This is a genomic window from Plantibacter sp. CFBP 8804, assembly GCF_014841225.1.
GTDB lineage: Bacteria > Actinomycetota > Actinomycetes > Actinomycetales > Microbacteriaceae > Plantibacter > Plantibacter auratus.
The window spans coordinates 1-25,893 of record NZ_JACYTU010000011.1; the positions used below are offsets into that span (position 1 = coordinate 1).

The window sequence follows — 25,893 nt, forward strand, 5'->3', positions numbered from 1 at the left end:
CATTGTGCACGCTGTTGAGTTCTCAAGGATCGGATGCTCCTGCCTTTGGCCATCACGACCGCCCTGCAGGGCAACTTCTCTATATTACATCTTCCCGGCTTGTTGTCAACTCGGCGTTTCAGCCGCTCTGCGAACAGAGTCATGCTGAGCACGAGTGACACCAGGAGGAAGTCATCCAACCGAGACTTGAAACGGTAACATCGAAATGTTCTCGCTTTTGGCTGGGGATTGTCCCCGCTTGAGGCCGAGAAGCTCTTCCGCTTCCCGCACCTTTGGGGTGACGAGTGATTACTCTACGTGTGTCTCGGGATCGTGGCAAATTCCGCTTGCATCCCGGGCGTGTCGCCCGGAATCACGCGGTTTTCACCGAGGCGGCCGCGAACGGGTCGGCGCAGGGTCACTGCGCGACACCAGTGCCTGCGCACCAGGACAGGTCGAACCCGGCCTGCGTCCCGACCACCTTGCCGGTGCGGGCGTCGACGACCTCGATCTCGGGACCGTTGGGCATCGGCGCGTTGGCGTACCCGTCGAAGCCGGCCTTCGCGAAGTCGGGGACGACGACGACCGCGACGTACTCCGCGTTCGGGCTCGCGCACAGTGACCAGATGACGGCACCCGGCTCAGGTCGATAGAGCTCGGCGGTCGCGCCGTCCTTGATCGCCAGTACCCGCTGCTCCGTGGTTCCGGCGGCGCGGTCGTAATCGGCGTAGATCCTTGCCGACAGGGACTCGGACAGTGCGACGAGTTGTCCGGGGATCTCGGTGGGTGCCACCGAGGGCAGGACGAACGGTTCGCTCTTCCCCGTCGCAAGGTCGAGCACGACCACACCGTCGACCTGCTCGATGACGACCTTGGTGGTGCCCGGGATGTAGCTCGAGATGAGGGATGCCCGGCCGAGCAGCACCGGATCGGTCGTCGCAGCAGGATCGAGCAGCTCGAGCGAGTTGTCCACCGTGCGGACGAGCATCGAGGAGGTCCGGGGCACGAACGACCACTCCGCCGCCTGGACCGCAGCCCCGTCGATCCCGCCGACCCGGGCGGCCTCGGTGGGTTTCCCCTGCCGCAGCTCGAACGAGTACAGCGTGAGGTTGTCGCCGCCGTCGCGACCGAACGACTGTTCCGTGAACAGGAACCCCACCCGACTCTGCGCCGGAGCGGTCTGCAATGAGGTGATCATCCCGCCCATCGGGAGTGCCACCTCCTGGGTACTCCCGTCGGTCGTGTCCACCACCACGATGCGACCGAGCCCGCTCGTCTCCTGCTCCACGACGATCAGGGAGTTGCCGATCGTCGCGAACTCCTGGATCTTCGCCGCTTCGTACGCGGTCTCGGGTTCACCACCGCCGATCGAGAGCCGCACGATCCGGTCGTCCGCCTTCGTCGCCGCCGAGCCGCCCTCCTTGACCGGACTCCGCACGAGCGAGAACCCCTCGACGGGCGGCGTCGAAAAGGTCGTCGTGAGCGTGGCGGCCGGTCCGCCACCCGGCGCGGTGACACCGTCGACCGTGATCCGGTAGTCCGTCGCATAGGCGAGCGGCTCGGGGAACACCAGCGTGATGCCGCCGGCCCCGGTACTGACGTCGAAGTCTGCTGCCGGCTCGATCCGCACCCGGTCCGACCCGAGATCCGCGATCGGTTGGTTCACCGCCAGGACGACCCGCTGGCCCCAGGACTCCACGAGTCCGGTCGGGTCGACCACCGTGCGGACGAGCTTCGGCCCCTGGGTCAAGCCCACGACGGCCGCGCCGCCGCCGATGACGACGAGCGCGATCAGCACGATCGCGACCAGTCGGCCGAAACCGCTCCGGTCGCCGGCGGCCTGCGTCGACCGGCCTCGTGCAGCATCCCGGCGATCAGTAGTCATACGGGTCCGCCGGCTCCTCGACCTTGTCGACCTTCGCCGTCCCGACCACCAACGGCAGATGCGAGGCGTCGCTCGCGGTGAGCGCCCCCGAGACCTCGACCCAGTCGCCGGGCTTGAGCTGTTGGTCCCAGCCGTCGAGCTGCACGGGCACACCGACCGGCTGGGCGTCCACGGCGCAGCAGTTCACGACGAACCGAGAGACGTAGAAGACGTCGGCCGCGTCCGGATCGGCGATCACGAAGCCGACCCCGGTGAAGGCGCGCCCCTCGAGGTCGGCGGGACGCGTCGTCTGGCGCAACAGCGTGGCCCAGTCCTTGATGCCGAAGGTGCTGAAGTCCGGGTTCGAGGTCAGCACCGTCTGGGCGTCCTGCCCCTGGACCTCACCCGCGAGCGTGCCGGAGTTCACCGCGCGCTGGTCGGCCGTCGCGACCGAGAGCGTCGACGGCGGCAGCACCACCATCGCGCCGACCACCGCGAGACTGCCCACGACGGAGGCGAGCTGCAGCGCCGTTCGCCCACGACGCCTCGGCACCTCCTCGACGTCCACGTGGACGAGGACGCTGACGATGCCGAGCGCGACCGCGATGAGCGCCATGATGACGGTGAAGACGAAGTATCGCGGGTGGATGTAGAGCCCAAGGCGATCGGTCAGCGCGAGCCAGAGGATGCACACGGCGGCGGTGACGAGCAGCAGCACGCCCCACCATCGCTGCCGGAGGCGTTCGAGCAGTGGGACGCGGCGATCGCCGACCGCCGACGTCTCGGCGTACGCGTGTCCATGGGTGGCGTTCTGATCAGGCAAGGGCGTTCACTCCGAATCCGAGGGCCGCCGAGAACAGCACGGCGACCGCGGTGATGATCACGAGGGTCCTGGTCGTGTAGGTGGTGCGCATGAGTGCGAGCATCTTGACGTCGACGACGGGGCCGAGGACGAGGAAGGCGACGATCGAGCCGGGCATGAACGTCGATCCGAAGGACAGCACGAAGAAGGCGTCGACATTCGAGCAGATCGAGACGATCACGGCGAGCGTCATCATCGCGAGCACCGACCAGACGGGGTTCGCGCCGAGGGTGACGAGCACCTCGCGTGGGACGAGGACCTGCACGGCACCGGCCACGGCCGACCCGATGAGCAGCGCCGGCATGATCGCGCGCGCCTCGGCGACGAACTGCTGCAGGCTGCGCTCCACCTTCGTGTGCTCGTGCCCGTGCTGCTCGGTCACCTCGCAGCTGGCCTGGAAGGTCGGCGTGAGCAGCGAGCTGGGGTCGGGGTGCTTGCTGAAGAGCCACCCGATGAGGTTCGCGAGCAGGAACCCGCCGACGAGCCGGGCGACGAGGATCCCGCCGTCCCAGCCGAAGGCCTGATGCGTCGTGACGATGACGATGGGGTTGAGGATCGGCGCCGCGAGCAGGAAGGTGATCGACTCCGGCACCGTGAACCCGCGCACGATGAGGCCGCGGGCGAGTGGGACGTTGCCGCACTCGCAGACCGGCAGGAACATGCCGAGCAGTGAGATGCAGGCTCGGCGGAGGATCGGGTGCGTCGGCAACCACCGCTCGAGCCAGCCGTCGGGAAGCCAGATCTGCACGAGGATCGACAGCACGATGCCGAGCACCACGAACGGCAGGGACTCCACCACCACGCTGAGCGTCAGGGTCACGAAGTCGCGCACCGCGGTGGGCGGGGTGAGCGCCTCACCGAGCGGCATGAGCGCCCGGAGCACGAAGAGCCCGACCACCACGAGCAGTGCGACACCGATCAGGAGCGGTGTGCGCAGGTTCCGCGGATCACGTCCTTCGGTGCGACCCCAGTGCTCCGCGCCGTCGTCGTCGGGCGCGGTCCAGTCGTCGTCGACCCCGAGGGTTCCGGTCGTCCTGCTCACTCCGGCCTCACGCGCGCTGGGCCGCCGCCGAGCAGTTCTCGCAGAGCCCGAAGACGTCGACGACGTGCTTCGCCTCGGTGAACCCGTGCTGCGACGCGACCGAGCGCGCCCAGGCTTCGACCTCGTCGGCCTCGATCTCGATGGTGAGACCACAGTTGCGGCAGATGAGGTGGTGGTGGTGGGTGCCCGGCGTGCAGGCGCGGTAGAGGTTCTCGCCCTCAGGCGACTGCAGGGAGTCCGCTTCGCCCTCGACCGCGAGGTCGGAGAGGGCGCGGTACACGGTCGCGAGCCCGATCGGCGAACCGGTGTCGCGGAGTTCGGCGTGCAGACCCTGAGCGCTGATGAATCCGTCGTTGCCGCCGAGGGCCTCGCGGACAGCTTCTCGCTGCCAGGTGTTGCGCTTCGCCACGGGTGCTCCTGCCTGTCGCTTCAAGGGTACCCGGGAACCGCTCGGAGGACGCTCCGAAGCAGCTCCGCGCGGACGCGGTGCACAGTCCACGGTCATCGCGCGACCTGGGTGTGCCGCGTCTCGCCGACGGGTGCCCGACGACCACGTCGTCCGGACGCGGTGCGCGGCCCGACGATGCGGCAGACGAGGTAGATGAGGAAGGAGATCGTCGTGATGTAGGGGCTGATCGGGAGCGATCCACCGATGGCGAGCAGGATGCCACCGACCGCCGAGACGAAGCCGAAGAGCATGCTCAACACCGGGACGAGGACGGGCGACGACGACACCCGGAGCGCCGCGGCAGCAGGTGTCACGAGCAGCGCGAGGACGAGCAGCGCACCGATGATCTGCACCGACACCGCGACCGTGAGCCCGAGCAGCACCATGAAGGCGAGCGAGACGAACCGGCTCGGCACCCCACGCGCTGCGGCGACGTCCGGGTCGAGGCTGTCGAAGCTGAGCGGTCGCCAGAGGAGGAGGAGGGCGACCAGCACGACGATGCTGATGACGATGAGCAGGCCGAGCTGCGGGTCGTCGACCGAGACGATCTGCCCGGTGAGGAGCCCGAACTTGTTGGCACTCCGGCCCGGATAGAGCGCGAGGAAGAGGATGCCGAGACCGAGGCCGAACGGCATGAGCACCCCGATGATCGAGTTGCGGTCGCGCGCTTTGGAGCCGAGCAAGCCGATGAGGATCGCCGCGACGAGAGAACCCGCGAGGGACCCGACGACGACGTTGGCCCCGAACAGCAGCGCACCGGCGGCGCCGGCGAAGGACAGTTCGCTGATCCCGTGCACCGCGAACGCCATGTCCCGCTGCATGACGAACACGCCGATGAGGCCGCCGACGATGCCCAGGACCGCGCCGGCGATGATCGAGTTCTGCACGAGTTCGAGGAGTGCGCCGTAGTCCTGGAAGTTGAACAAGCGCCCCCAGAGGTCGTCGGTGTTCATGCGCCGACCCCCACCGCACCGGTGTGCGGATCGTCGTGATGATGGTGATGGGTCTCGCTGTCGGGGATGCCGACCACGACGACCCGGCCGTGACTGCGGAGCACGTCGACGGGGGTGCCGTAGAGCTCCGACAGCACCTCGCTGCGGAGCACCTCGTCGGGGGTGCCCTCCCGGAACCGGCCGCCGGCGAGGTACAGGATGCGGTCGACCATGGGGAGCACCGGGTTCACGTCGTGGGTGACGAAGACCACCGCGGTGTCGTGCTCGCGTCGGCGCCGGTCGATGAGTTCGCTGACCCCGCGCTGATGCTGGAGGTCGAGGCTGAGCAGTGGTTCGTCGCAGAGGAGGAGGATCGGGTCGTCCGCGAGCGCCTGGGCGACGCGGAGCCGCTGCTGCTCACCGCCGGACAGGGTGCCCACGGCGCCGTCGGCGTAGGCGGTCGCGCCGACGGAGGCGATCAGCTCGTCGACCCGACGCTTCGTCGCCGCGGTGCGGATGGGGAGTCCGAAGCGGTGACCGTCGACGCCGAGGGCGACGAGATCGCGACCGCGCATCGGCGTGCCGGCGGGGATGAGCTTCTGCTGCGGGATGTAGCCGATGCGGCGGTCGCCGCGGTGCACCGGGCCTCCGGCGACCCTGATGGTCCCGCGGTCGAGCTGCTGCTGCCCGAGCATGGTGCGCAGCAGACTCGTCTTGCCGGAGCCGTTCGGGCCGAGCACGGCGAGGAACTCCCCCGGTCGCACCGAGAGGTCGAGGCCGTCCCAGAGCGTTCGTCCGCCGAAACCGAGCTCGGCCCCGGCGAGCGCGAGGACGTCGACGGGGCCTGAGCCGTTGGTCGGACCGCTGGTCATCGATTCAGTGCGTCCGCCACGGCGTCGACGTTCTCGGTCATCCACGAGAGGTAGTCCTTGCCGTCCGGGAGGGTCTCGGTGAATGACAGCACCGGCACGCCTGCGTTCTCCGCGGCGGTCTTGACCTGTTCGGTCTCGCCGCCACTCGTCTGCTCATTGTAGGCAAGCAGCGCGACCGATCCGCCGCCGAAGAGGTCGAGCGTCTCCTTGAGGACGGTCGGTGACACGTCGGTGCCTTCCTCGATCGCCTCGCTGAACGCCTCGGGGGTGCGGTTCACGAGTCCGGCGCCCTCGAGCAGGTAGAGCGGGACGGGCTCGGTGATGGCGACGCCCTCGCCGTCGTGTGCGGTCTTGATCGCGGCCTGGGCCGTCTCGATCGTGCCGAGGGACTCCGTGAAGGCCTTCGCGTTCGCGGTGTACGTGGCGGCGTTCGCGCTATCGAGTTCGCCGAGCTCCTTGGCCAGCTCGTCGGCGAGCTTCGCCATCGTCGGGAAGCTGTACCAGACGTGCTCGTTGAAGCCCTCGATGTGGTCGTGGCCGTCGTCCTCGGCGTGCGCCTCGTCCGTGTGCTGCTCGTCGGCGTGGTCGTCGTCCGGGGCGAGGCCCGACAGGTCGACGACGTTGACGACCTCGACGGACCCGTTCTTGGCGGCGTCGAGGAGCGTGTCGACGAACGGGTCGTAGCCGCCGCCGTTCTCGATGACGAGGTCGGCGTTCTTGATGGAGAGCTGGTCCTGCGTGCTCGCCTCGTAGGAATGCGGGTCCTGGGCTGCCGAGGAGATGAGCGAGGTCACCTCGACGTCCTTGCCGCCGATCTTCGAGGCGATGTCGCCGTAGACGTTCGTGGAGGCGACGATGTTGATCTTGCCGTCGTCGGCCGCGCCCGACGCGCCGCTGCCGGAGCAGCCCGCGAGGACGAGGGCGGCTGCCGGGAAGATGGCCAAGGTTGGGAGCAGGGTGCGAGCGCGCATTGATGAACCTTCTCGATCGGGGTGAGAAGGCCAACGGTACGCCTATTGATACTGATTCTCAAAATCGCCCGGCTGGAAGGTTCCTGAGCAGGTGTACTCAGTCGAGCAGCAGCGCCGGCTCCTCGATGATCGACGCGACGTCCGCCAGGAAGCGGCTCGCGACGTCGCCGTCCACCACGCGGTGGTCGAAGGAGGCACCGAGCGTCGTCACGAACCGACTGCGCACCTCGCCGTCGACGACCCACGGCTTCTGCTTGATCGTGCCGAGCGCGACGATGCCGACCTCGCCCGGGTTGAGGATCGGGGTACCGGTGTCCATGCCGAAGACACCGATGTTCGTCACCGTGATCGTGCCGTTCTGCTGGTCGGCGGGCGGCGTCTTGCCGTCGCGGGCCGTGAGGGTGAGGGTCTCGAGGGCTCGCGCCAGCTCGAGCAGGCTCATCGCCTGCGCCTCCTTGACGTTCGGGACGATCAGTCCGCGCGGTGTCGCGGCTGCCACGCCGAGGTTCACGTAGTGGCGGACGATGATCTCCTGGTCCGTCCACTCGCTGTTGACCGTGGGGTTGCGGCGGACCGCCCAGATCATCGCCTTGGCCATGATGAGCAGCGGCGAGACCTTGACGCCGGCGAAGTCCGTGGAGTTCTTCAGACGCTTGACGAACTCCATCGTGCGCGTCGCGTCGACGTCGACGAAGAGGGAGACGTGCGGCGCGGTGAAGGCGCTGCGGGTCATGGCCGTCGCGATGGCCTTGCGGACACCCTTGACCGGGATGCGCTCCTCGCGCTCGTCGGCCCACTCCGGCGTCTCGATGTTGCGGAACACGCTCGCCTGGCTGGCCTCACGGATGACGTCGTCGCGGGTGATCTCCCCCGCGAGCCCGGTGCCCTCGATGGCCGTGAGGTCGACCTCGAGGTCTTTCGCGAGCTTCCGGATCGGCGGCTTGGCGATGACCGGCAGCGCGGACGCGGCGGGGATGCTCGACGGCGGCTGGCGGCGCACGGGCGGCTGCGGGGTGACGGCCGGGCTCGCCGGCTCGACGACGGGCGTCGCGCCACGGCCACGGCGGCGACTCGAAGTGTGGCCGGCGCTGCCGTATCCGACGAGCACGGCGCCAGGGCGCGGCTCTTCGGCAGGAGAGACGCTCGCCGCGGTGTCGGCGGCCAGCGTGGCCTCCTCCGACTCGATGACCGCCGGTGCGGGCGCGGTCGGCTCGGCGGTCGCTGCCCCACCACCGGTGCTCACGCTGATGATGGGCGTCCCGACGTCGACGGTCTGGCCCTCCTCGACGAGCAGGGCGCCGACAGTGCCGGCGAACGGCGACGGGAGTTCGACGAGCGACTTCGCGGTCTCGATCTCGACCAGCACCTGGTTGACCGAGACGGCGTCGCCCGGCGCGACCTTCCATGCGACGATCTCGGCCTCGGTCAGGCCTTCGCCGACGTCCGGCAGTTCGAACTGGAGATCACTCATCGTGGTTCCTCGTCTTCCTTCGGTGTTCAGTACGCCAGCGAGCGATCGACGGCCTCGAGGATGCGGTCGGCATCCGGGAGGTAGACGCCTTCGAGCTTCGCCGGCGGGAACGGGGTGTCGAACCCGGACACCCGAAGAACGGGTGCCTCGAGCGAGTAGAAGGCGCGCTCGGTGACGGTCGCCGCGATCTCCGAGCCGACGCTCGTGAAGCCGGGCGCCTCCTGCACGTAGACGAGGCGGCCGGTCCGGCGGACGGATTCGACGAGCGGGTCGTAGTCGATGGGCGACAACGAGCGCATGTCGACGACCTCGACGCTCGTGCCCTCCGTGGCGGCCAGTTCAGCCGCCTGCAGCATGACGCTCACGATCGCGCCGTGTCCGGCGAGGGTGACCTCCGTGCCGGTGCGGACGATGCGGCTGCCGTGCAGTGGGGCGGCCGAACCGTCGAGGTCGACCTCGCCCTTCGGCCAGTAGCGGCTCTTCGGTTCGAGGAAGACGACCGGGTCGTTCGAGGCGATGGCCTCCTGGATCATCCAGTAGGCGTCGTTCGGGGTCGACGGGCTGACCACGCGCAGGCCGGCCGTGTGGGCGAAGTACGCCTCGGGGCTCTCCTGGTGGTGCTCGACCGCGCCGATGTGTCCGCCGTAGGGGATCCGGATGACGACGGGCATCTGCAGTTTGCCCTCGTGCCGGTTGGTGAGCTTCGCGAGCTGCGTCGTGATCTGGTTGAACGCCGGGAACACGAAGCCGTCGAACTGGATCTCGCACACCGGACGGTAGCCGCGCATGGCGAGACCGATCGCGGTGCCGACGATGCCGGACTCCGCGAGCGGGGTGTCGAGGACGCGGTCGCCGCCGAACTCGGCGTGCAAGCCCTCGGTGACGCGGAAGACGCCGCCGAGCGGGCCGATGTCCTCGCCCATCAGCAGGACCTTGTCGTCCTCGGTCATCGCCTTCCGGAGGCCGGCGTTCAGCGCCTTGGCCATCGGCATGGTGGTCGTCGTCATGCGTTGCCTCCTTCGAGCGAGGCCTCGTAGCGTTCGAGCCAGGCCTGTTGCTCGACCATGAGCGGGTGCGGTTCGGAGTAGACGCCGTCGAAGATGAGCTCGTGGCCGGGCGCTTCCAGAGCGAGTGTGCGGACGCGGGTGTCCTCGGCGAGCGCAGCAGCCTCTTCGTCGACCTCGGCGAAGAACGCGTCGGAAGCGCCGAGCCCCTGGAGGTACGTCTTGAACCGGACGATCGGGTCGCGCGCGATCCAGGACTGGAGTTCGTCGTCGGTGCGGTACTTGGTCGGGTCGTCGCTCGTGGTGTGGGCGCCGACCCGGTAGGTCATCGCCTCGATGAGGCTCGGGCCGTGGCCGGCGCGGGCGTCGTCGAGGTGCTTCGCCGCCGTCGCGTAGCTCGCGAGCACGTCGTTGCCGTCGATGCGGACGCTGTCGAGGCCGAAGCCGGCCGCGCGCTGATACAGCGGCTCGCGGGCCTGGCGGGAGACGGGGACGGAGATGGCCCACTGGTTGTTCTGGAGGAAGAACACCTGCGGCGTCTGGTAGCTGGCGGCGTAGATGTAGGCCTCGTTCGCGTCACCCTCGGAGCTCGAGCCGTCGCCGAAGTAGACGAGCACGGCCGTGTCGCGGTCGGGGTCGCCGGTGCCGACGGCCTTGTCGAAGTTCAGGCCCATCGCGTAGCCGGTCGCGTGCAGGGTCTGGGCGGCGAGCACGAGCGTGTACAGGTGCATGTTGCCGTTCGACGGATCTGCCGGGTCCCAGCCGCCGTGCGTGTTGCCGCGCATGAGGCGGACGATGTCGATGGGGTCGACGCCGCGGATCATCGCGACGACGTGTTCGCGGTAGGAGGGGAAGATGTGGTCCTGGGCTCGCGCCGCACGGGCTGAACCGACCTGTGCCGCCTCCTGCCCGTGACTCGGCGGCCACAGCGCCATCTGGCCCTGGCGCTGCAGGTTCGTCGCCTCGATGTCGAAGGCGCGGACGTTCGCCATGTCGCGGTAGAACTGCTGCAGGTCGGTCTCGGTCAGGCGATCGAGGAACGGCTGGTAGCGCTCCGCGTGTTCGTTCGGCGCGAAGGTGCCGGCCGCGTCGATGAACTGGACGCTGGGCACGGTGGGGTCGTCTCCGGAACGGCTCATCGTGAGCGCACTCCCTCTCGTGTCGGGTGGTCGGCCGGCAGCCCGGCGAGGATCTCTGCAGCGGCGGCGAGGAGCGGTTCGATCGACTCGGCTTCACCGATCGAGATGCGGACGCCGTCGCCGGGGAAGGCGCGGCCGACGATGCCGTGCGCGAGGAAGGTCTCGTTCGCGGCGGCCGTCTGCTCGCCGAGGCCGAACCAGACGAAGTTGCCCTGCGCCGCGGGGACGAACCAGCCCTGCTCGCGGAGTGCGGCGGCGAGGTCGTCGCGTCGTGCGGTGATGACCGCGACGCGGGCTCGGATGTCTTCGGCGTTCGCGAGTCCGGCGATGGCCGCCTGCTGCGCCGGCGCGGTGCTGGAGAGCGGGATGGCCGCGTTGCGGGCGCCGTCGAGGACGAGCTCGTGGCCGATGGCCCAGCCGACGCGGAGGCCGGCGAGTCCGTAGGCCTTCGAGAAGGTGCGGAGCACGACGAGGTTCGGGTGCTCGTCGAGGAGCGGGATGCCGTTGACGGCGTCGTCGTCGGTGACGAACTCGCGGTAGGCCTCGTCGAGGAGGACGAGCACGTCGGACGGCACGGAGCGGAGGAAGGCGAGGAAGGCGGCGCGCTCGACGACCGGGCCGGTGGGGTTGTTCGGCGTGCAGACGATGACGACGCGGGTGCGGTCGGTGACGGCTGCGGCCATCGCCTCGAGGTCGTGGGAGCCGTCGGGCCGGTTCGGGACGCGCACCGATGTTGCTCCGGCGACGGTCACGAGACCCGGGTAGGCCTCGAAGGAGCGCCAGGCGAAGACGACCTCGTCTCCCGGACCGGCGGTCGCGGTGATGAACTGGCTGAGGAGTGCGACCGAGCCCGCCCCGATGTGGATGCGTTCCGGCGTGACCCCGTTGGCTTCGGCGAGCGCCGTGCGCAATGCGAGTGCGGCGCCGTCGGGGTAGCGGTGGGAGTCCGCAGCCGTGTCGGTGATGGCCGAGAGGACGGCGTCGAGCGGCGGGAACGGGACCTCGTTGCTGGAGAGCTTGAAGGCGTCGGGTGCGGCCGGCTTGCCCTGACGGTAGGGCGGCAGATCTGCGATCTCCGGACGGAGACGGACCGGGCTCCGGCCCGGCTGAGCGGCCGGCTGGGCGGTGGTTGGCAGGTTGTCACTCACTCGACGAGTCTAGGCCGCGAAGGATACCTGCGTCGGAATGCAGTGCGCCGGTCCGAATCGGCCCTTTGCCCGCTGTGGCAAGGGTGGGAGGATTGCCCTCATGGGACGTTTTCTGCTGAACCTGATCGTCAACGGCTTCGCCATCTGGGTCACGACCCTCATCGTCGCCGGTGTGAACGTGACGCCGTACGCGCCCGGCGGCACGCTCGAGACGATCCTGACCTTCGCGCTCGTCGCGCTCATCTTCGCGGTCGTGAACACCATCATCGGCTCGGTCATCAAGGTGCTCGCGTTCCCCCTCTACATCCTCACGCTCGGTCTGATCGGACTCCTCATCAACGGACTCCTCCTCCTCATCACCGCAGGCATCAGCGGCTGGTTCGGGTTCGGCCTGACCGTCGACGGCTTCTGGTGGGGCGTCCTCGGGGCGATCGTCATCTCGATCGTGAACTGGCTGCTCGGCATCGTCATCCGCCCGAAGACCAAGGACTGACCGGCGCGAAGAACCCGTCCGATTGCGGTTCACTCCACTCGATCCGCTCGGTACTGCGATGTCTCGCCGTCACCGGCGAGCTCGGAGAGCGGCTTGACGACTTCCTGGAGGCGCGGATCCGACGACGCGTCGGCGAGCCGCGCCGTGTCTCGGTAGTTCTCGAGCCGGTGGGCCGGCAGCGGGTCGTCACCGCTCGGCGGAGGCGCACCGTCGAACAGCGACCGGCTGACGACCGTTCCTCCATCAGGCTGGCCCTGACGGCGCCCTGACAGCGCTGGGATGACGTCCTCCGTGTGCTCGAAGTGCGCTCGCGGCACGTCTTCGTCGAAGACGATCGTGTTGACCGGCGCCCCGAAGGTGACGAGCGACGAGTCGTAGTCACCGCTGGCTGCGATGGCTGCCGCGACGATCCCACCCTGCGAGTACCCGACGTGCAGCACCGATGCTCCTTTCGGGACACCTGCGAGTTCCATGGCGTCGAGGGTCGCCCTCGTGCTGTCGGCGGCGAGACCCGGGAGGGCTGAAGCGGCGACGGCGTCCAGATTGCTCTGGTTGTCCCACGGCTCCGATCCGGTGTTCGGAAGACCCGTGTCGATCGTGCCGCCCGACCACACGATCCACTGCTCCGACCCGGTGGCGTCGACATGCCGCTCGACCCGGATCTGGGGGCTCCCCTCCCCTCCGTGCGGCATCCGTCGGGCCAGCTCCTCGTACGTCGTCGGCGGGGAGACGCGGTCGTCCTCGCCGTCTGCCCGAGGGACGGGAGATGTCCGCACCCCGGAGGCCGTCAGGACGCCGGTCGCATCGGCAGTGCGCGCCACGACCAAGGCGGCGAGCGCGACGCCCGGCACCCCGTCGGCAGTGGCCATCATGGAGAGGATGCCGGCGGGGAGCCCCCCGGCCCCGACCAACCACTCATCCGCCGACGAGACGATGCGACGCACCGCATCCGCAAAGAGCGGTGTGGCCATGAGGTCACGCAAGCCCCGTTCGGCGGTGGCGTCGAACTGCTCGCCTGCCCCTTCCGACACCGCGCCGACGACCGCGCGGACGACGGATCCGAGCAGCAGCACGGCTCCGATACCGACAGCGCCGGGCACCCAGGACGCTGGAGATGCGCCCAGGGCCCAGGCGTTGGCGCCATCGGTCAGCTCGAAGAGGGACGCGACCGTGCGCTCGATGTCGCCGTACGCCTCAGCCGACAGGAGGAGTCGTTCTCCGAGGTGAGTCGCCTCGCCCCCGGCTTGCCTGAGCAGGGCTGCTGCCCGCGCGGCGGACTCCCGGCCCGCCTCTCCGTCGAGCTGTGGGACCAGGAGCGGTCCGGTCGGCGCATGGGAGGTGTCCATGCGCCCCACGGCGTCAAGCCGCCCTGCCCATTCCTCGCATGAGGCGCCGAGCGAAACAAGGGTGCGCGCGAGGTTCAGATGGCCGTCCGTCGCGACGGCGACCACCCCTCCACCACGGAGCACGAGGTCGTCGCTCACCGGAGGCTCCCAGCCGAGATGGTCCCAGCGGCTCCGAGTGATCTCCGAAGCGCCTCGTCGAGCGCCGACGCTGCTTCACGCAACCGCCCGACGAGGTCGTCCGCCGCCCAGGAGAACTCCATCGCCGCCGGCCCTACCCAGTCCAATCCGGATCGCCCGTGCATGAAGTCCGTGATGCCGGTGCTCAGCGCGCTCAGGACGGCGTCGACGCACTGCGCCCGCGACTCAAGTACCGCGAGGGCCTCCTCCGCAGTCCATTCCGACGGGGAATCCATCGCAAACGGGTCGTAGTACTCCAACGCCATGTCGCCTCGCCCTCCGCCCGCCCACCGCCGGCATCACGCTCGACTCTGCCCAACCGGCGGAGCGGTCACGACGGCACACCGTGCTGATGTGGAGGAAGCCGACCGGAGTGGAGCTGTGGAGTGGAGTCAGCTGAGAACGGTTCGACGGCTCGGGCGCGGTCGGCCAGAATAGACGCATGAACACCCTCGGGGAGGCCGACCCCGGCACGACCCCGTTCCGCGTGTGCTTCGTCTGCGCGGGCAACATCTGTCGATCCCCGATGGCCGAGAGCGTCTTCACCGACCTCGTCGCGGCCGCCGGGCTGGAGCGGGTCGTGGAGGTCTCCTCCGCCGGCACCGGCGACTGGCACGTCGGCGAGCACGCCGACCACCGCACGGTCACCGCACTGCGAGCGCACGGCCACGACGCCACCGCCCACCGGGCCAAGCAGTTCGACCCCGACCGCTTCGACAGCTACGACCTCGTCGTCGCCCTCGACCGCAGTCACGAACGCATCCTGCGGGCCTGGGCGGGCAACGACGCCGACCGCTCCAAGGTGCACCTGCTCCTGAGCTTCGACAGCACCTCCGGGACCCGCGACGTACCCGACCCCTATTACTCGGACGCCCAGATGTTCGAGACCGTCCTCGGCATGATCGACCATGCCTGCAGATCCCTCTTCCACCAGCTCGAACCAGCACTGACCCAGGGAGCCACCCCATGACCGAATTCCCCGCCCAGCCGCTCAGCCCGCTCGACGGTCGCTACCGCCCCGCCGTGACGGCGCTCGGAGAGTACCTCTCGGAGGCCGGCCTGAACCGCGCCCGCGTGCAGGTCGAGGTCGAGTGGCTCGTCTACCTCACCGAGCACTCCATGTTCGGCTCCTCCCCGCTCACCCCGGCGGAGATCGAGCAGCTCCGCGCGCTCTACCTCGACTTCGGCCAGGCCGACATCGACTGGCTGGCCGAGAAGGAGGCCGTCACGCGTCACGATGTGAAGGCCGTCGAATACCTCGTGCGCCACCGCCTGTCCGAGCTCGGGCTCGACCGCATCGCCGAACTCACCCACATCGCCTGCACGAGCGAGGACATCAACAACCTCTCCTACGCGCTCACCGTGTCGCAGGCCGTCCGCGCCATCTGGCTGCCGAAACTGCGCCTCGTCCTCGACTCCCTGCGCACCAAGGCCGTCGACTTCCGGGCCGTCCCGATGCTCGCCCGCACGCACGGCCAGCCGGCGACGCCCACCACGATGGGCCGCGAGCTCGCCGTCACCGTCTACCGACTCGAGCGCATCGCCCTGCAGATCGAGGCGAACGAGTACCTCGGCAAGTTCTCCGGCGCGACCGGCACCTTCGCCGCCCATGTCGTCGCCGATCCCGACGCGGACTGGCCCGCCATCTCGCGCGAGTTCGTCGAGGGACTCGGCCTCGACTGGAACCCGCTGACGACGCAGATCGAGTCGCACGACTGGCAGGCCGAGCTCTACGGCAAGATCTCCCACGCCAACCGCGTGCTGCACAACCTCGCCACGGACATGTGGACGTACATCTCCATCGGCTACTTCCGACAGATCCCGGTCGCGGGCGCCACCGGCTCGTCGACCATGCCGCACAAGGTCAACCCGATCCGCTTCGAGAACGCCGAAGCGAACCTGGAGCTGTCGAGCGCGATCCTCGACTCCCTCGCCGCCACCCTCGTCACCTCGCGACTCCAGCGCGACCTCACCGACTCGAGCGCCCAGCGCAACATCGGTGTCGGGTTCGGCCACTCGCTGCTCGCCCTCGACAACATCCTCGGCGGCCTCGGACAGATCGACCTCGCGGAGGACGTGCTCGCCGCGGACCTCGACCACAACTGGGAGGTGCTCGCGGAGGCCATCCAGACGGTCATCCGCGCCGAGGTGACCGCCGGTCGCTCGAGCATCGAGGACCCCTACGCGCTCCTCAAGGAGCTCACGCGCGGCAAGCGTCTCGGGCAGGCGGAGCTCGTCGAGTTCGTCTCCAAGCTCGACATCGGCGACGCCGCGAAGCAGCGCCTGCTCGAGCTCACCCCGGCGACGTACCTCGGACTCTCCGACGACCTGGTGGACTACCTGCCGTAGGTCGCCCATCGACAGGCTCGGGGAACGGGAGACCGGGCACCGAGCCTGTCGGCGTGCGCCCTTCGACAAGCTCAGGGACCGGAAGGAACGCTCAGGGACCGGGGGGAACGCTCAGGGACCGGAAGGAACGCTCAGGGACCGGAAGGAACGCTCAGGGACCGGAAGGAGCGCTCAGGGACGGCGCGCTGCAGTCGGGGCCCGGAAGAACGCTCCGGGCCGGAGGGACGAGACGGTCAGTGGCCGGAGGGGCGCGGCGGACGCTTGTCGTCGCCGTCCTGCTCGTCGAGGTCGAGCTTCTCCTGGAAGTCGGGCTTCACGGCGAGCGCCAGCATCGCGAGGACGACGAGCGAGGCGATGAACGCGATGCCCAGGCCGATGAGCGACAGGACGATCTCGCGGGTCGACATCAGGACGACGACGCCGGTGAAGACCCCCATGACGCCCGAGAGCACGAGGAGCTCGATCGGCCGCAGGACGTCGTCGCGGTTGGGCTTGCTCATGATGCGGCTCCAGCCGTGCCGGTGGTGTCGTCGGTGGCTGCGCCGGTGACCGGGCGCTTGCCCGCCCACCGCAGCGACAGTCCGCCGATGACGAGGTAGACGCCGATGATCGCGGCGTATGCTCCGACGAGGCCGACGACGACGATGTCCGCACGGAGGACACCCTCGACACCTCCCGGGGCGGCGAATCGCTGCTCGAGTCCGGGCGGGACGAGGAGCGTCGCGATGGCGAGCAGCACCGTGAAGGCACCGACCGCGGTCCAGTCCTTCGCCGCGGCGAGGCGTCCGCGCCAGCGGATCCCGCTGTACAGCTCGAGGAATCCGGTGAGGGCCGCCCACAGGGTGACGACGTAGAGGAAGATGCTCAGCCCGCCGCCGCTCACGAGCAGCGAGAAGACGCCGGTCACGACGCCGATGACGCCCTGGCCGAGGAAGAACGCGCGCGTCACGGTGTCGGAGAAGTTCGGGAACGCGAAGGCGCCGACGATCGCGCCGGACAGCAGCGTGAAGACCCCGAAGACCACGAGGCCGAACTGCGAGGAGTGGCCCTGCGTGAAGGTGACGACTCCCGCCGTGGCGAGCGCGATCACCGCACGCAGGATCGGGACCATCCAGTACCGATCGTGCTTGGCGCCGTCGAACGGAATGCTGGGCACGGTGAACGTCTCATCTCTTGCAGGAAGTCCCCTCCAGCTTACGCGGTCCTGCGGGCGACGCGGACCGGGGTCAGGGTGCCCTGGGTGGGACCGACAGGCCCGCGGCGAGTTCCGCGAAGACGGACTCGGCATCGGCCCGATCCCGGGTCAGCAGTGACGCCTGCCCAGCCCAGAAGCCTTGGAGGTCCGCGACGCCCCGCTCGGAGGCGACGGTGCGGAACCGCCCGGTCAGCCAGTTCTGGACCGGGAACGGGGCGACGACCCTCGACGCCTCGATCTGTCGCAGCACCCGGTTCGGGACACCCCGGCCGAGCCTGCCGCTCATCGCGCGCGTGAGGACGGTGCCGTCGGCGGGCGTCGCAACGATGGCCGCCCGATGCTCGGCCGTCGCAGCGGAGACGCTCGTGCGGAGGAAGGCGGTCCCGACCTGCACGCCGGCGGCGCCGAGCGCCCGTGCGGCGGCGACACCACGTCGGTCGGCGATACCGCCGGCGGCGATCACCGGGACGTCCAAGGCGTCGACGAGCTGCGGGATCAGGGCGACCAGGCCGACGAGGGAGTCCTCGGCTGCTCGCAGGAACGAGACGCGGTGGCCGCCGGCCTCCATGCCCGTGCCGACGACGACGTCGACGCCGCCCTCCTGCAGGGCGAGTCCCTCGGCAACCGTGGTCGCCGTCCCGACCACGACGATGCCCCGCTCGTGCGCCGCGTCGACCACCGGCCGCGGTGGAACCCCGAAGACGAAGCTGACCACGGCGGGCCGCGCCTCCAGGACGGCCTCGATCTGCTCGTCGAAGGGCGGCACGTACCGGGCCGGGCGATCGGGCAGCTCGAGCGACAACTCGTCGAACACGGGTCGGAGCGCCTCGACCGCGGCTGCGAAGGACGCCTCGGAGTCGTAAGGAGACAGCTCGTCGCCACGCGGCAGCCACAGGTTCAGTGCGAAGGGCGCCGTGGTCCGCTTGCGGAGCGCCGTGACCGTCCGCTCGATGCGCTCGGCGTCATAACCGTACAGACCGAAGGAACCGAGGCCGCCCAGCTCACTCACCGTCGCGGTGAGCTCGACGGAGGACAGACCTCCGAAGGGGCCGAGCACGATCGGGACGTCGACAGGAAGGGCACGCACGCCCCCCAGTATGTCCCTCGCCTCTTGCGGGTGAAACCGGATCGAAACATGATGGACATCAAACAACTCACTTTGAGCTGTTTACTGAGTGCATCGACGCACGCCCACAGAGGAGCTCCACCGCCATGACCCTGACCATCGCCGGACTGCAGCACCACGGCGTCCCCGGAGACGTCGAGGCGAACCTCGCGCTCGTCGCCGACGCCGCCAGACAGGCATCGGATCGCGGCGCCGATCTGCTCGTCACCCCCGAGATGTTCGTCACCGGCTACAACCTCGGCGACCGCCTCGCCCCGCTCGCCACCCCGGAGCTGGTCGACCGGGTCGCCGCCATCGCCGACGAGACCGGGATCGCGATCCTCGCCGGCCTGCCCGAACCACTCCCCGGCGGAGCCGTCGCGAACGCCCTCGTCCTCGTCGGTCCTGACGGGACGGAGCTGCTCCGGTACCGCAAGACGCACCTGTTCGGCGAGCTCGACCGACAGCTCTTCGTGGCCGGTGACACCCTCGCACCGACCGTCGACCTGGGTGGCGTCCGCGTCGCCGTCCTCATCTGTTACGACGTCGAGTTCCCCGAGACCGTCCGCGCGGCGGCCCTCGACGGTGCTGACGTCGTGATCGTCCCCACCGCGCAGATGGAGCCGTACGCGCACATCGCCGAGCGGCTCATCCCGGTGCGCGCCTGGGAGAACCAGGTCCACCTCGTCTACGTCAACCGCGTCGGCTCCGAAGGAGACCTCACCTACGTCGGTCGCAGCAGCATCGTCGGCCCGGACGGCGTGGTCCTCGACGCGCTCGACGGGGACGCCGTCGGTCTCATGATCGCCACGATCGATCCCGAGGCCACCAAGCGCGCCAGGCAGGAGAACCCCTACCTCGCCGACCGCCGCGCCGAGCTGTATTGAAGGATCCCGTCCTTCCTCCCCTCCCCTCCGAGTCCCCCGACTCCCCTGGAAAGTGACCTCATGACCGTGAACCCCATCGCCGAGCCGCGTCAGCGCCTCGACGGCCAGCTCGGTACCGGCTCCATCGTCTTCATGGTGATCGCCGCCGCCGCACCACTCACCGTGATCGGCGGCAACGTCCCCATCGCGATCGGCACCGGCAACGGCGCCGGAGCCCCGATCGGCTTCGCCCTCGCCGCCGTCATCCTCCTCGTCTTCTCCGTCGGCTTCGTCACCATGACGCCGTTCGTCCGCGAGGCGGGCGCGTTCTTCTCCTACGTGACGGCCGGACTCGGCTCGCGCCTCGGCCTCGGTTCCGCGTTCACCGCGCTCGTGGCCTACACGGCGATCCAGGTGGGCGTGTACGGCTACATGGGGTGGGCGCTCGACGACCTCGTCACGTACTTCGGCGGCCCGAGCCTGCCCTGGTGGCTGTACTCCTTCGCGACGATGGCGATCGTCGCGGTGCTCGGCTACCGGCACATCGACCTGAGCGCGAAGGTGCTGGGCATCGCCCTGACGCTCGAGATCCTCGTGGTCGTCGTGCTCGACGTCGTCATCTTCGCGACGGGCGGTGCGGACGGCATCGCGGTCGAGACCTTCGACCCCGCCAACATCTTCACCGGTGGGATCGGCGTCGCCGTGCTCTTCGCGCTCACCGGCTTCATCGGATTCGAGGCGACCGCGGTCTTCCGAGACGAGGCGCGCAACCCGGAACGCACCATCCCGCGAGCCACGTACCTGGCCGTCGTCATCATCGGCGTGTTCTACGCCATCTCCTGCTGGGCGCTCGTGACGGGCGTCGGCGCGGGGAACGCCGTCGCGGTCGCCCAGCAGACGCTCGCCGGCGAGGGCAACCTCCTGCTCGACACGACGACGACCTACCTCGGCCCGATCATGCGCGACGTCGTCCAGGTGCTGCTCATCACGAGCCTGTTCGCGTGCGTGCTGTCCTTCCACAACGTCATCGCGCGCTACCAGTTCACGCTGGCGCAGAAGGCGGTGCTGCCCGCCCGTCTCGGCCGGCGTCACCCCGCACACCACTCGCCGTCGACCTCCTCGATCGTGCAGACCGTGACGGCGGCCATCGTCCTCGCCGGGCTCGCCATCGCCGGCCTCGACCCGCTCGTCGGGGTCTTCGGATCCATGGCCGGGGTGGCGACCGTCGGGATGGTGCTGCTCATGCTGACGACCTCGGTCGCCGTCCTCGTGTTCTTCGCGCGCCGACCCGAGCTGGTCGCCGGCCGCACGTGGGGTGCGCGGGTGTTCCCGATCCTCGCGGTGGTCGGACTCGCGTTCGCGCTGTGGCTCGTGCTGTCGAACTTCACGCTCGTCACCGGCGGAAGCGTCACCGTGAGTGTCGTGCTCGCCCTCATCCCCGTGGTCGCCATGCTGATCGGTATCGTGTTGGGGAAGCGGTTCCCTCTGGACGCCGAGCCGGACGGCGCGGTGAGCGAGGCGACCGCCGACCAACCGACCGCCGGCTGACCCAGGGTCGCGGAGTCGATCAGCGACGAGACGAGGGTGCCATGGATCTGGGTTCGCCCTCACTCGGAGCGATCCGCCGGACGACCGCCGTCGACACCGTCCGCGCGCGCATCTCGCTGGCGCTGGAGCTCGGGATGCTGGTGCCCGGCCAACGGCTCCCGGCACCCGAGGAAGCGGCTCGAGCGTTCGGGGTCAGCGAGATGTCGGTGCGGCGCGCCTATCGGGCGTTGAGCGACGAGGGCGTCGTCGTCCGGAGGCAGGGCAACACGGGTGGCACGTTCATCGCGGATGCGCCCGCGGTGGGCACCGTGCCCGAGATCGCCGCCTACCGCGAGGACGCCGTCCACGTGCACGCGCTCATCGACCAGCGCGCGACGCTCGAAGCCGGGCTGGCGGCGCTCTCGGCGGCCGAACCGGAAGCGTCGTCCCTGCGTCGACTCGACGACCTCGTGGCGACCATGCGAACGGAGCCGGACTGGAGCAGGTTCCGCGAAGCCGATGCGGCGTTCCACGCCGAGCTGGCGGTGTCGGCAGGCGTGCCGGGGGCGGCCGACCTCCACGACCGCGTGTCCCGCGAGCTGTACTCCTACTTCATCCCCTACCGGATCGAGTACCTGCGCGCGTCGAACGAGGAGCATGCTCTGCTCGTCGCCGCGCTCCGTGACGGCGATGCGGCAGCAGCGAGTCGCCTTGCCTTCGACCACGTCGCGGAGCTCCACCGCTCGATGTACGTCGGCCTCGCGGGCCACACCGACGGCGCGCAATCCACTCCTTGAAGCGCTTGGAGACGATCGAAGGCGCGCCCTCGGCGAGGCGTCACGGCTGGGGCCGGAAATCCGACATGCGCCGTACTAAGGCATAGTGGGGACGGGTTCACCCCCGCCGCGAAGGAGTGAGAGCATGATCGACAAGGCCTCGATACAGGACTTCCCGCCGATGACGGCATCGCTGCTGGCGGACAATTCCGGCGTGTTCCGCGTCGGCACCGCCGAGCAGTACCTGACCGCCACCGACGCGGGAACGGCCCGCCGCCAGCTCGTCGAACTGATGCAGGCGGAGGCCCGGAAGGCGGGTCGACCGATCCGCGTGACGGTGACCGACCCCACGAGCGTCACCGTGCTCCTCATCGGTGTCGACGGCGAACTGCAGGAGGAACCACAGTCCGCAGCGCCCGCGCGCACCGCACAACGGACCACGCCACCGCCCGCTGCCGCGCAACGGGTGCCGCTCATCCAAGCTCCACCGCCCGCGCCCGCCCAGCCGGGACCCGCGCGTCCGGCCCCGGTTCAGCCGCAGACACCGCCCCGCGCCACCCCCGCCCAGCCGTCGACGGCTGCGCCGGTCCCGGCGCAGCCCACGCCGCCGGTCTCCGCCAACCCGCAGGCGACCTCGGCACCACAGCCCGTCCCGCCGCAGCGCCCGACCGTGCAGCAGCCCGCGTTCGGCACACCGCCGTTCCAGCCGGTCTCGAACCAGCCGAACGCGCAGCAGCCGGTGCCGGCGCAGCGGGCGGTCCCGGCCCAGCATTCGGTGCAGGCACTGCCGGCCGCGCCCGCGCAGCAGCAGCACCCGATCCCACAGCAGCAGCAGGCTCCGGGCCAGCCGGCCGCCCCGGCTCGCCGCGACCTGCGCGATGCGCCCTCGTTCCTCGCGCCGCCCACGATCGGCCCGGCGCAGCACGGGCTCGCCGGCCTGCTCAACAAGCTCGGCTTCTCGGTGCCGCCGTCCGCGAGCGAGCGCGCCGAGCGTGACGACGTCCACGCCGTGTCACGCCACTTCCCGAGGCGTCGCACCATCTCCGTCGCGAACCAGAAGGGCGGCGCCAACAAGACGCCGACCGTCGTCAACCTGTCGTCCGTCTTCGCCCGGTACGGCGGTGGCGGCGTCGCGGCCTGGGACAACAACGAGACCATGGGCACGCTCGGCTGGCGGACCGAGCAGGGCGGCCATGATTCGACCGTCCTCGACCTCCTCGCCGCGGCGAGTGACCTCCTCTCCCCCGGCGCCGAGCGAGCCGACCTGTCGCGGTTCGTCCACCACCAGCCCGGCGACAAGTACGAGGTGCTGCGATCCGCGGCCGACGGCGAGCATGTGGTGACCGCCGACGAGGTCGACCTCGTCCATCGCGTCCTCGCGAAGTACTACCGCCTGATCGTCATGGACTCCGGCAACTCGGCCGGTGCCCCCAACTGGCGCCGCATGGTGGAGCTGACCGACCAGCTCGTCATCCCGACCACGACGGTCGAAGACAAGAAGGAGGGCGCGCGACTCACCCTCACCGCCGTCAGCCGCGTGAGCGAGCGCGGTGCTGAACTCGCGCGCAACGCCGTCGTCATCGTCTCCGAGGCCGAGGCCAAGGACACGTCGATCGCCAACGCGTACGCCGAGGACTTCCGACCCTACGTGCGCGACGTGGTCGTCGTCCCCTTCGATCCCGCGTTGAAGAACGGCGTCATCCGTCACGACGCCCTGCGGTCGAGCACGCAGCGGGCGTGGCTCGCAGCGGCTGCCGCGGTGTCGCGCGGACTCTGACCGGGCCATGACGCGGGGAGGATCGGAGACCGGGATCACGCGGGCGGCCGCGCTCGGCGACTACCTCAGGGCTCGTCGAGGACTGGTCCGACCGGAGGACGCGGGGTTCGTCCCGGAGGACGGGCGGCGGGTCGCCGGACTCCGACGCACCGAGGTGGCCGCGCTCGCGGACGTCAGCGCCGACTACTACCTCCGCCTCGAGCAGGGGCGGGACCAGCGCCCGTCCGAGGAGGTGCTGGCGGGCATCGGTCGGGCCCTTCGACTCGACGAGCACGCCGTGGACTACCTCTTCCGACTCGCCTACGACGTCGACCTCTTCCCGGCCGAGCGCCGACCGTTGGACGCCGGCACCCCCGCACCGGCCGGACGATCCGTCCCGGACACGACACTCCTCGACCACTGGTCGGACACCGGGGCGTACATCACCGACGGCAACCGGGACATCGTCGCATCGAACGCGCTCGCGCGACGCATCGGCGGTGGCCTCCTCGACGTCGGGCAGAACGACGTGCTCGGGTACTTCGACGATCGGGTGCGGTCCATCGCCCCGGAGTGGGAGGTGAGCGCCCCGGCCGTGGTCGCAGCGCTCCGCTACAGCAGCGATCCGAGCAGCCCTCGATTGCAGACGATCGTCGAGGACCTCAGCGCCCGCAGTCCGCTGTTCGCCCGCCTGTGGGCTCGCCATGACGCCCGTCCCCTCGCCGGCGGTCCACTTCGGGCCTCGATCGACGACTTCGGGACCGTCGAGCTGCAGTATCAGCACCTCCTCGTCCCCGACTGGCCCGGTCATCAGTTGACGACGGTCTTCGCAGAGCGCGGCTCCCCAGGGGCCGCGGTGCTCGCGTACCTCGCCGCCCGGGCCGACTGACCGCCATCCGGAGCGATGACCGGCGCACGCTGACAGGGGTGGGCGGCGGGCACCAGAGGGCTAGCCGACGGCGGTCGCAACGCCTACCGTGGACCCATGATCGCGAACGAGGGCGTGCGTGAGCGCCGGGACCGGATCAGGGACTTCATCGACTCGTGGCGAGAGGTGCCCGTCGTCCTCTGCGACCGCACGCTGGACGTCCTCGAGGCGAATCCGGCGGCAGCACGCTTGACGCCGGCGTTCCACACCGGCGTCAACCTGGCGCGCTTCGCGTTCCTCTCCCCCGACCGGGTCGTCGGCGATCCGCTGTGGACCCGGATGTCCGAGACCACCGCGGAGCTCCTCAAGCGGTCGATCGAGGAGCACGACGCGGATCGTCCCGCAGCTCGGATCATCGGCGAACTCTCCGCGAAGTCGCGCGACTTCGCCCAGACCTGGGCATCGGGCGACGGGCACTCCGGGACGTCGGGCCCCATCGTCTTCCCCACGCCGGCCGGGGAGGTCCGGATGGTCTACAACGTCTTGAACGCGCCCGGGCCCGAGGGCGATCTGCTGTTGGTCTTCGTCCCGTCGGGAGCATCGTCCCGGGCGCGGCTGAAGCGGCTGTCCGAGGCGGTCTCGCCGGACGAGCCCTCCACGTCGAGCGATCCGGTGCCCTCCCGCTGAAGCGCGTCCCGGGCTGCGAGGTAGGCGATCGCCGCCGCCGCAGCTGAGCCTGGCTCGTCGAAGAACACGGTGAGGAACTGGTCCGTGTGCGGGACCTCGAAGGTCTGCGCCCGGAAGTCGACCCAGCCGAGGGGCTCGATGAACGTGCGTGTCCGCCGGGACATCTGCGGTTTGACGACATGTTCCGCCCAGATCGTCCGGAACACCGGGTGCCGTGCCGAGAGCATCCCGACGATCTCCTGGAGGCGCGGATCGTCCGGTCGGCCGTAGTAGCGGAGCGGGGCGGTGAGGTCGCGGAGGGTCCCCTCCCACTCCCGGTGCATGCGGTCGTACTCCGGTGCGTCGGGTGAGGTGGTGCCTCGGAAGTCGGCGTACTGCTCGAAGGCCGAGACGAGCAGGTTGACCCCGGGATCGAGCATGCCCGGTGGCACCCACGCCCGCGCGAGCGCGTTCGCGGCGACGACGTACTGGTTGTCGTCGCTCACGTACGCGGGCGTACCGGACCAGTGTGCGAGGAGCCGGGCGACCCGGTCGTCGAGTTGCGTCGATCGGTCGTCGACCGCGCGCATGAACGGCCTCGGGCTCGCCAACCGGAGCAGGTATCGGCGTCCACTGTCGTCCAGCAGCAGGGCACGGGCGAGCCCGAGGAGGACCTGCTCCGACGGCCGCCGCACCCGCCCCTGCTCGATCCGCAGGTAGTACTCGGGGCTGATGCTCGCAAGGTGCGCGACCTCCTCGCGGCGCAGGCCCGGCACCCGTCGGGACGCATCGGCGCCGATGCCGACCTGCTCTGGCCGCACGAACTCCCGGCGCGCGCGGAGGAACTCGCCGAGAGCATTCGACAGCCGAGTTGGTGACATCGCCGCGTCCTCCGGAGAGCGAGTGGGATCGACGCCAATCCTCCCCCAGCCAGCTCGTCTGTATGCATCCGTCCGCGGCCGATCATGGGTCGTTTCTGGACATGTCGACCGACGATCGGTCGTTCGCTGAGCCTGACCCTGCGCGTCCCACCCGGT

General features: G+C 69.8%; 25 protein-coding genes and 1 pseudogene. 9 read left to right on the forward strand and 17 right to left on the reverse strand.

All coding sequences use genetic code 11. The annotated features are described in order from the left end of the window. Positions 1 to 397: 397 nt before the first annotated feature. From IFU11_RS15590 to IFU11_RS15640, 11 genes are all read right to left on the reverse strand, one after another. Complete coding sequence (locus tag IFU11_RS15590) at positions 398 to 1,864, reverse strand: hypothetical protein (RefSeq protein WP_192019539.1); 1,467 nt, start codon at positions 1,862 to 1,864, stop codon at positions 398 to 400. Next, positions 1,854 to 2,666: a TIGR03943 family putative permease subunit gene (locus IFU11_RS15595; protein WP_242664186.1), complete on the reverse strand. Its 813-nt coding sequence runs from the start codon at positions 2,664 to 2,666 to the stop codon at positions 1,854 to 1,856. The genes IFU11_RS15590 and IFU11_RS15595 overlap by 11 nt, the downstream gene beginning before the upstream one ends. Beyond that, on the reverse strand, positions 2,659 to 3,747 hold the full coding sequence (locus IFU11_RS15600; protein WP_371742801.1) for a permease: 1,089 nt from the start codon (positions 3,745 to 3,747) through the stop codon (positions 2,659 to 2,661). Before IFU11_RS15600 ends, IFU11_RS15595 begins: the two co-directional genes overlap by 8 nt. A 7-nt stretch (positions 3,748 to 3,754) precedes the next feature. Continuing rightward, positions 3,755 to 4,156, reverse strand: a complete 402-nt coding sequence (locus IFU11_RS15605) for a Fur family transcriptional regulator (protein WP_079704165.1) — start codon at positions 4,154 to 4,156, stop codon at positions 3,755 to 3,757. A gap of 92 nt (positions 4,157 to 4,248) precedes the next feature. Further along, a complete protein-coding gene (locus IFU11_RS15610; protein ID WP_192019540.1) occupies positions 4,249 to 5,148 on the reverse strand; it encodes a metal ABC transporter permease in 900 nt (299 codons plus the stop codon). Continuing rightward, on the reverse strand, positions 5,145 to 5,999 hold the full coding sequence (locus IFU11_RS15615) for a metal ABC transporter ATP-binding protein (protein WP_192019541.1): 855 nt from the start codon (positions 5,997 to 5,999) through the stop codon (positions 5,145 to 5,147). The genes IFU11_RS15610 and IFU11_RS15615 overlap by 4 nt, the downstream gene beginning before the upstream one ends. Further along, positions 5,996 to 6,970, reverse strand: a complete 975-nt coding sequence (locus IFU11_RS15620; protein WP_192019542.1) for a metal ABC transporter solute-binding protein, Zn/Mn family — start codon at positions 6,968 to 6,970, stop codon at positions 5,996 to 5,998. The genes IFU11_RS15615 and IFU11_RS15620 overlap by 4 nt, the downstream gene beginning before the upstream one ends. Before the next feature lie 97 nt (positions 6,971 to 7,067). Beyond that, positions 7,068 to 8,441: a dihydrolipoamide acetyltransferase family protein gene (locus IFU11_RS15625; RefSeq protein WP_192019543.1), complete on the reverse strand. Its 1,374-nt coding sequence runs from the start codon at positions 8,439 to 8,441 to the stop codon at positions 7,068 to 7,070. Between the two features lie 26 nt (positions 8,442 to 8,467). Continuing rightward, complete coding sequence (locus IFU11_RS15630; RefSeq protein ID WP_079704170.1) at positions 8,468 to 9,448, reverse strand: alpha-ketoacid dehydrogenase subunit beta; 981 nt, start codon at positions 9,446 to 9,448, stop codon at positions 8,468 to 8,470. Beyond that, a complete protein-coding gene (locus tag IFU11_RS15635) occupies positions 9,445 to 10,584 on the reverse strand; it encodes a thiamine pyrophosphate-dependent enzyme (RefSeq protein WP_192019544.1) in 1,140 nt (379 codons plus the stop codon). Before IFU11_RS15635 ends, IFU11_RS15630 begins: the two co-directional genes overlap by 4 nt. After that, entirely contained in the window at positions 10,581 to 11,732 is a 1,152-nt protein-coding gene (locus IFU11_RS15640; RefSeq protein WP_371742802.1) for a histidinol-phosphate transaminase, read from the reverse strand. The genes IFU11_RS15635 and IFU11_RS15640 overlap by 4 nt, the downstream gene beginning before the upstream one ends. 100 nt (positions 11,733 to 11,832) lie before the next feature. Between IFU11_RS15640 and IFU11_RS15645 the strand changes: the two genes are divergently transcribed. After that, positions 11,833 to 12,225, forward strand: a complete 393-nt coding sequence (locus tag IFU11_RS15645) for a phage holin family protein (RefSeq protein WP_191939856.1) — start codon at positions 11,833 to 11,835, stop codon at positions 12,223 to 12,225. A 29-nt stretch (positions 12,226 to 12,254) separates the two neighbouring features. Here the strand turns inward: IFU11_RS15645 and IFU11_RS15650 are convergent, their stop codons facing one another. Then, complete coding sequence (locus IFU11_RS15650) at positions 12,255 to 13,709, reverse strand: hypothetical protein (protein WP_192019545.1); 1,455 nt, start codon at positions 13,707 to 13,709, stop codon at positions 12,255 to 12,257. Continuing rightward, positions 13,706 to 13,984 carry a hypothetical protein gene (locus tag IFU11_RS15655; protein WP_191939858.1) on the reverse strand — a complete coding sequence of 93 codons (279 nt, stop codon included), beginning with the start codon at positions 13,982 to 13,984 and terminating at the stop codon, positions 13,706 to 13,708. The genes IFU11_RS15650 and IFU11_RS15655 overlap by 4 nt, the downstream gene beginning before the upstream one ends. A 206-nt stretch (positions 13,985 to 14,190) precedes the next feature. On the opposite strand from IFU11_RS15655, the gene IFU11_RS15660 reads away from it, so the two are divergent. Next, the gene (locus IFU11_RS15660; protein ID WP_079704175.1) at positions 14,191 to 14,718 is read left to right on the forward strand and encodes a low molecular weight protein-tyrosine-phosphatase; all 528 of its coding nucleotides are present in this window, start codon (positions 14,191 to 14,193) and stop codon (positions 14,716 to 14,718) included. Next, complete coding sequence (gene purB, locus IFU11_RS15665) at positions 14,715 to 16,097, forward strand: adenylosuccinate lyase (RefSeq protein ID WP_064296029.1); 1,383 nt, start codon at positions 14,715 to 14,717, stop codon at positions 16,095 to 16,097. Before IFU11_RS15660 ends, purB begins: the two co-directional genes overlap by 4 nt. Before the next feature lie 233 nt (positions 16,098 to 16,330). Here the strand turns inward: purB and IFU11_RS15670 are convergent, their stop codons facing one another. The 3 genes from IFU11_RS15670 to IFU11_RS15680 form a co-directional block, all read right to left on the reverse strand. Then, entirely contained in the window at positions 16,331 to 16,597 is a 267-nt protein-coding gene (locus IFU11_RS15670; RefSeq protein ID WP_056010480.1) for a hypothetical protein, read from the reverse strand. Next, positions 16,594 to 17,253, reverse strand: a complete 660-nt coding sequence (locus IFU11_RS15675) for a hypothetical protein (protein WP_192003894.1) — start codon at positions 17,251 to 17,253, stop codon at positions 16,594 to 16,596. The genes IFU11_RS15670 and IFU11_RS15675 overlap by 4 nt, the downstream gene beginning before the upstream one ends. Positions 17,254 to 17,323: 70 nt before the next feature. Next, positions 17,324 to 18,388: an NAD(P)H-dependent flavin oxidoreductase gene (locus IFU11_RS15680; RefSeq protein WP_192019606.1), complete on the reverse strand. Its 1,065-nt coding sequence runs from the start codon at positions 18,386 to 18,388 to the stop codon at positions 17,324 to 17,326. Positions 18,389 to 18,504: 116 nt separating this feature from the next. Between IFU11_RS15680 and IFU11_RS15685 the strand changes: the two genes are divergently transcribed. From IFU11_RS15685 to IFU11_RS20340, 6 genes are all read left to right on the forward strand, one after another. Then, positions 18,505 to 19,284: a carbon-nitrogen hydrolase family protein gene (locus IFU11_RS15685; RefSeq protein WP_192019546.1), complete on the forward strand. Its 780-nt coding sequence runs from the start codon at positions 18,505 to 18,507 to the stop codon at positions 19,282 to 19,284. Positions 19,285 to 19,344: 60 nt separating this feature from the next. Beyond that, positions 19,345 to 20,811 (forward strand): APC family permease, encoded by a 1,467-nt coding sequence (locus IFU11_RS15690; protein ID WP_137243040.1) that lies wholly within the window; start codon positions 19,345 to 19,347, stop codon positions 20,809 to 20,811. A gap of 41 nt (positions 20,812 to 20,852) precedes the next feature. Continuing rightward, positions 20,853 to 21,587: a FadR/GntR family transcriptional regulator gene (locus tag IFU11_RS15695; protein ID WP_137243039.1), complete on the forward strand. Its 735-nt coding sequence runs from the start codon at positions 20,853 to 20,855 to the stop codon at positions 21,585 to 21,587. 124 nt (positions 21,588 to 21,711) lie between these two features. Then, on the forward strand, positions 21,712 to 23,343 hold the full coding sequence (locus IFU11_RS15700) for a chromosome partitioning protein ParA (RefSeq protein WP_192019547.1): 1,632 nt from the start codon (positions 21,712 to 21,714) through the stop codon (positions 23,341 to 23,343). 7 nt (positions 23,344 to 23,350) lie between these two features. Then, the gene (locus IFU11_RS15705; RefSeq protein ID WP_192019548.1) at positions 23,351 to 24,211 is read left to right on the forward strand and encodes a helix-turn-helix transcriptional regulator; all 861 of its coding nucleotides are present in this window, start codon (positions 23,351 to 23,353) and stop codon (positions 24,209 to 24,211) included. A 96-nt stretch (positions 24,212 to 24,307) separates the two neighbouring features. Then, complete coding sequence (locus tag IFU11_RS20340) at positions 24,308 to 24,877, forward strand: MmyB family transcriptional regulator (RefSeq protein ID WP_371742803.1); 570 nt, start codon at positions 24,308 to 24,310, stop codon at positions 24,875 to 24,877. A gap of 38 nt (positions 24,878 to 24,915) precedes the next feature. On the opposite strand, the pseudogene IFU11_RS15710 reads toward IFU11_RS20340, so the two are convergent. Continuing rightward, positions 24,916 to 25,737 (reverse strand): annotated as a pseudogene (locus IFU11_RS15710) (helix-turn-helix transcriptional regulator); the annotation flags it as partial. Positions 25,738 to 25,893 lie beyond the last annotated feature (156 nt).

Bases quoted from the DNA above. Each gene is read 5' to 3' on its own strand.
- IFU11_RS15590 (WP_192019539.1), bottom strand. From the start codon at position 1,864: ATGACTACTGATCGCCGGGATGCTGCACGAGGCCGGTCGACGCAGGCC.
- IFU11_RS15610 (WP_192019540.1), bottom strand. From the start codon at position 5,148: ATGAACACCGACGACCTCTGGGGGCGCTTGTTCAACTTCCAGGACTAC.
- IFU11_RS15615 (WP_192019541.1), bottom strand. From the start codon at position 5,999: ATGACCAGCGGTCCGACCAACGGCTCAGGCCCCGTCGACGTCCTCGCG.
- IFU11_RS15620 (WP_192019542.1), bottom strand. From the start codon at position 6,970: ATGCGCGCTCGCACCCTGCTCCCAACCTTGGCCATCTTCCCGGCAGCC.
- IFU11_RS15625 (WP_192019543.1), bottom strand. From the start codon at position 8,441: ATGAGTGATCTCCAGTTCGAACTGCCGGACGTCGGCGAAGGCCTGACC.
- IFU11_RS15630 (WP_079704170.1), bottom strand. From the start codon at position 9,448: ATGACGACGACCACCATGCCGATGGCCAAGGCGCTGAACGCCGGCCTC.
- IFU11_RS15635 (WP_192019544.1), bottom strand. From the start codon at position 10,584: ATGAGCCGTTCCGGAGACGACCCCACCGTGCCCAGCGTCCAGTTCATC.
- IFU11_RS15645 (WP_191939856.1), top strand. From the start codon at position 11,833: ATGGGACGTTTTCTGCTGAACCTGATCGTCAACGGCTTCGCCATCTGG.
- IFU11_RS15655 (WP_191939858.1), bottom strand. From the start codon at position 13,984: ATGGATTCCCCGTCGGAATGGACTGCGGAGGAGGCCCTCGCGGTACTT.
- IFU11_RS15660 (WP_079704175.1), top strand. From the start codon at position 14,191: ATGAACACCCTCGGGGAGGCCGACCCCGGCACGACCCCGTTCCGCGTG.
- purB (WP_064296029.1), top strand. From the start codon at position 14,715: ATGACCGAATTCCCCGCCCAGCCGCTCAGCCCGCTCGACGGTCGCTAC.
- IFU11_RS15670 (WP_056010480.1), bottom strand. From the start codon at position 16,597: ATGAGCAAGCCCAACCGCGACGACGTCCTGCGGCCGATCGAGCTCCTC.
- IFU11_RS15685 (WP_192019546.1), top strand. From the start codon at position 18,505: ATGACCCTGACCATCGCCGGACTGCAGCACCACGGCGTCCCCGGAGAC.
- IFU11_RS15690 (WP_137243040.1), top strand. From the start codon at position 19,345: ATGACCGTGAACCCCATCGCCGAGCCGCGTCAGCGCCTCGACGGCCAG.
- IFU11_RS15695 (WP_137243039.1), top strand. From the start codon at position 20,853: ATGGATCTGGGTTCGCCCTCACTCGGAGCGATCCGCCGGACGACCGCC.
- IFU11_RS15700 (WP_192019547.1), top strand. From the start codon at position 21,712: ATGATCGACAAGGCCTCGATACAGGACTTCCCGCCGATGACGGCATCG.
- IFU11_RS15705 (WP_192019548.1), top strand. From the start codon at position 23,351: ATGACGCGGGGAGGATCGGAGACCGGGATCACGCGGGCGGCCGCGCTC.
- IFU11_RS20340 (WP_371742803.1), top strand. From the start codon at position 24,308: ATGATCGCGAACGAGGGCGTGCGTGAGCGCCGGGACCGGATCAGGGAC.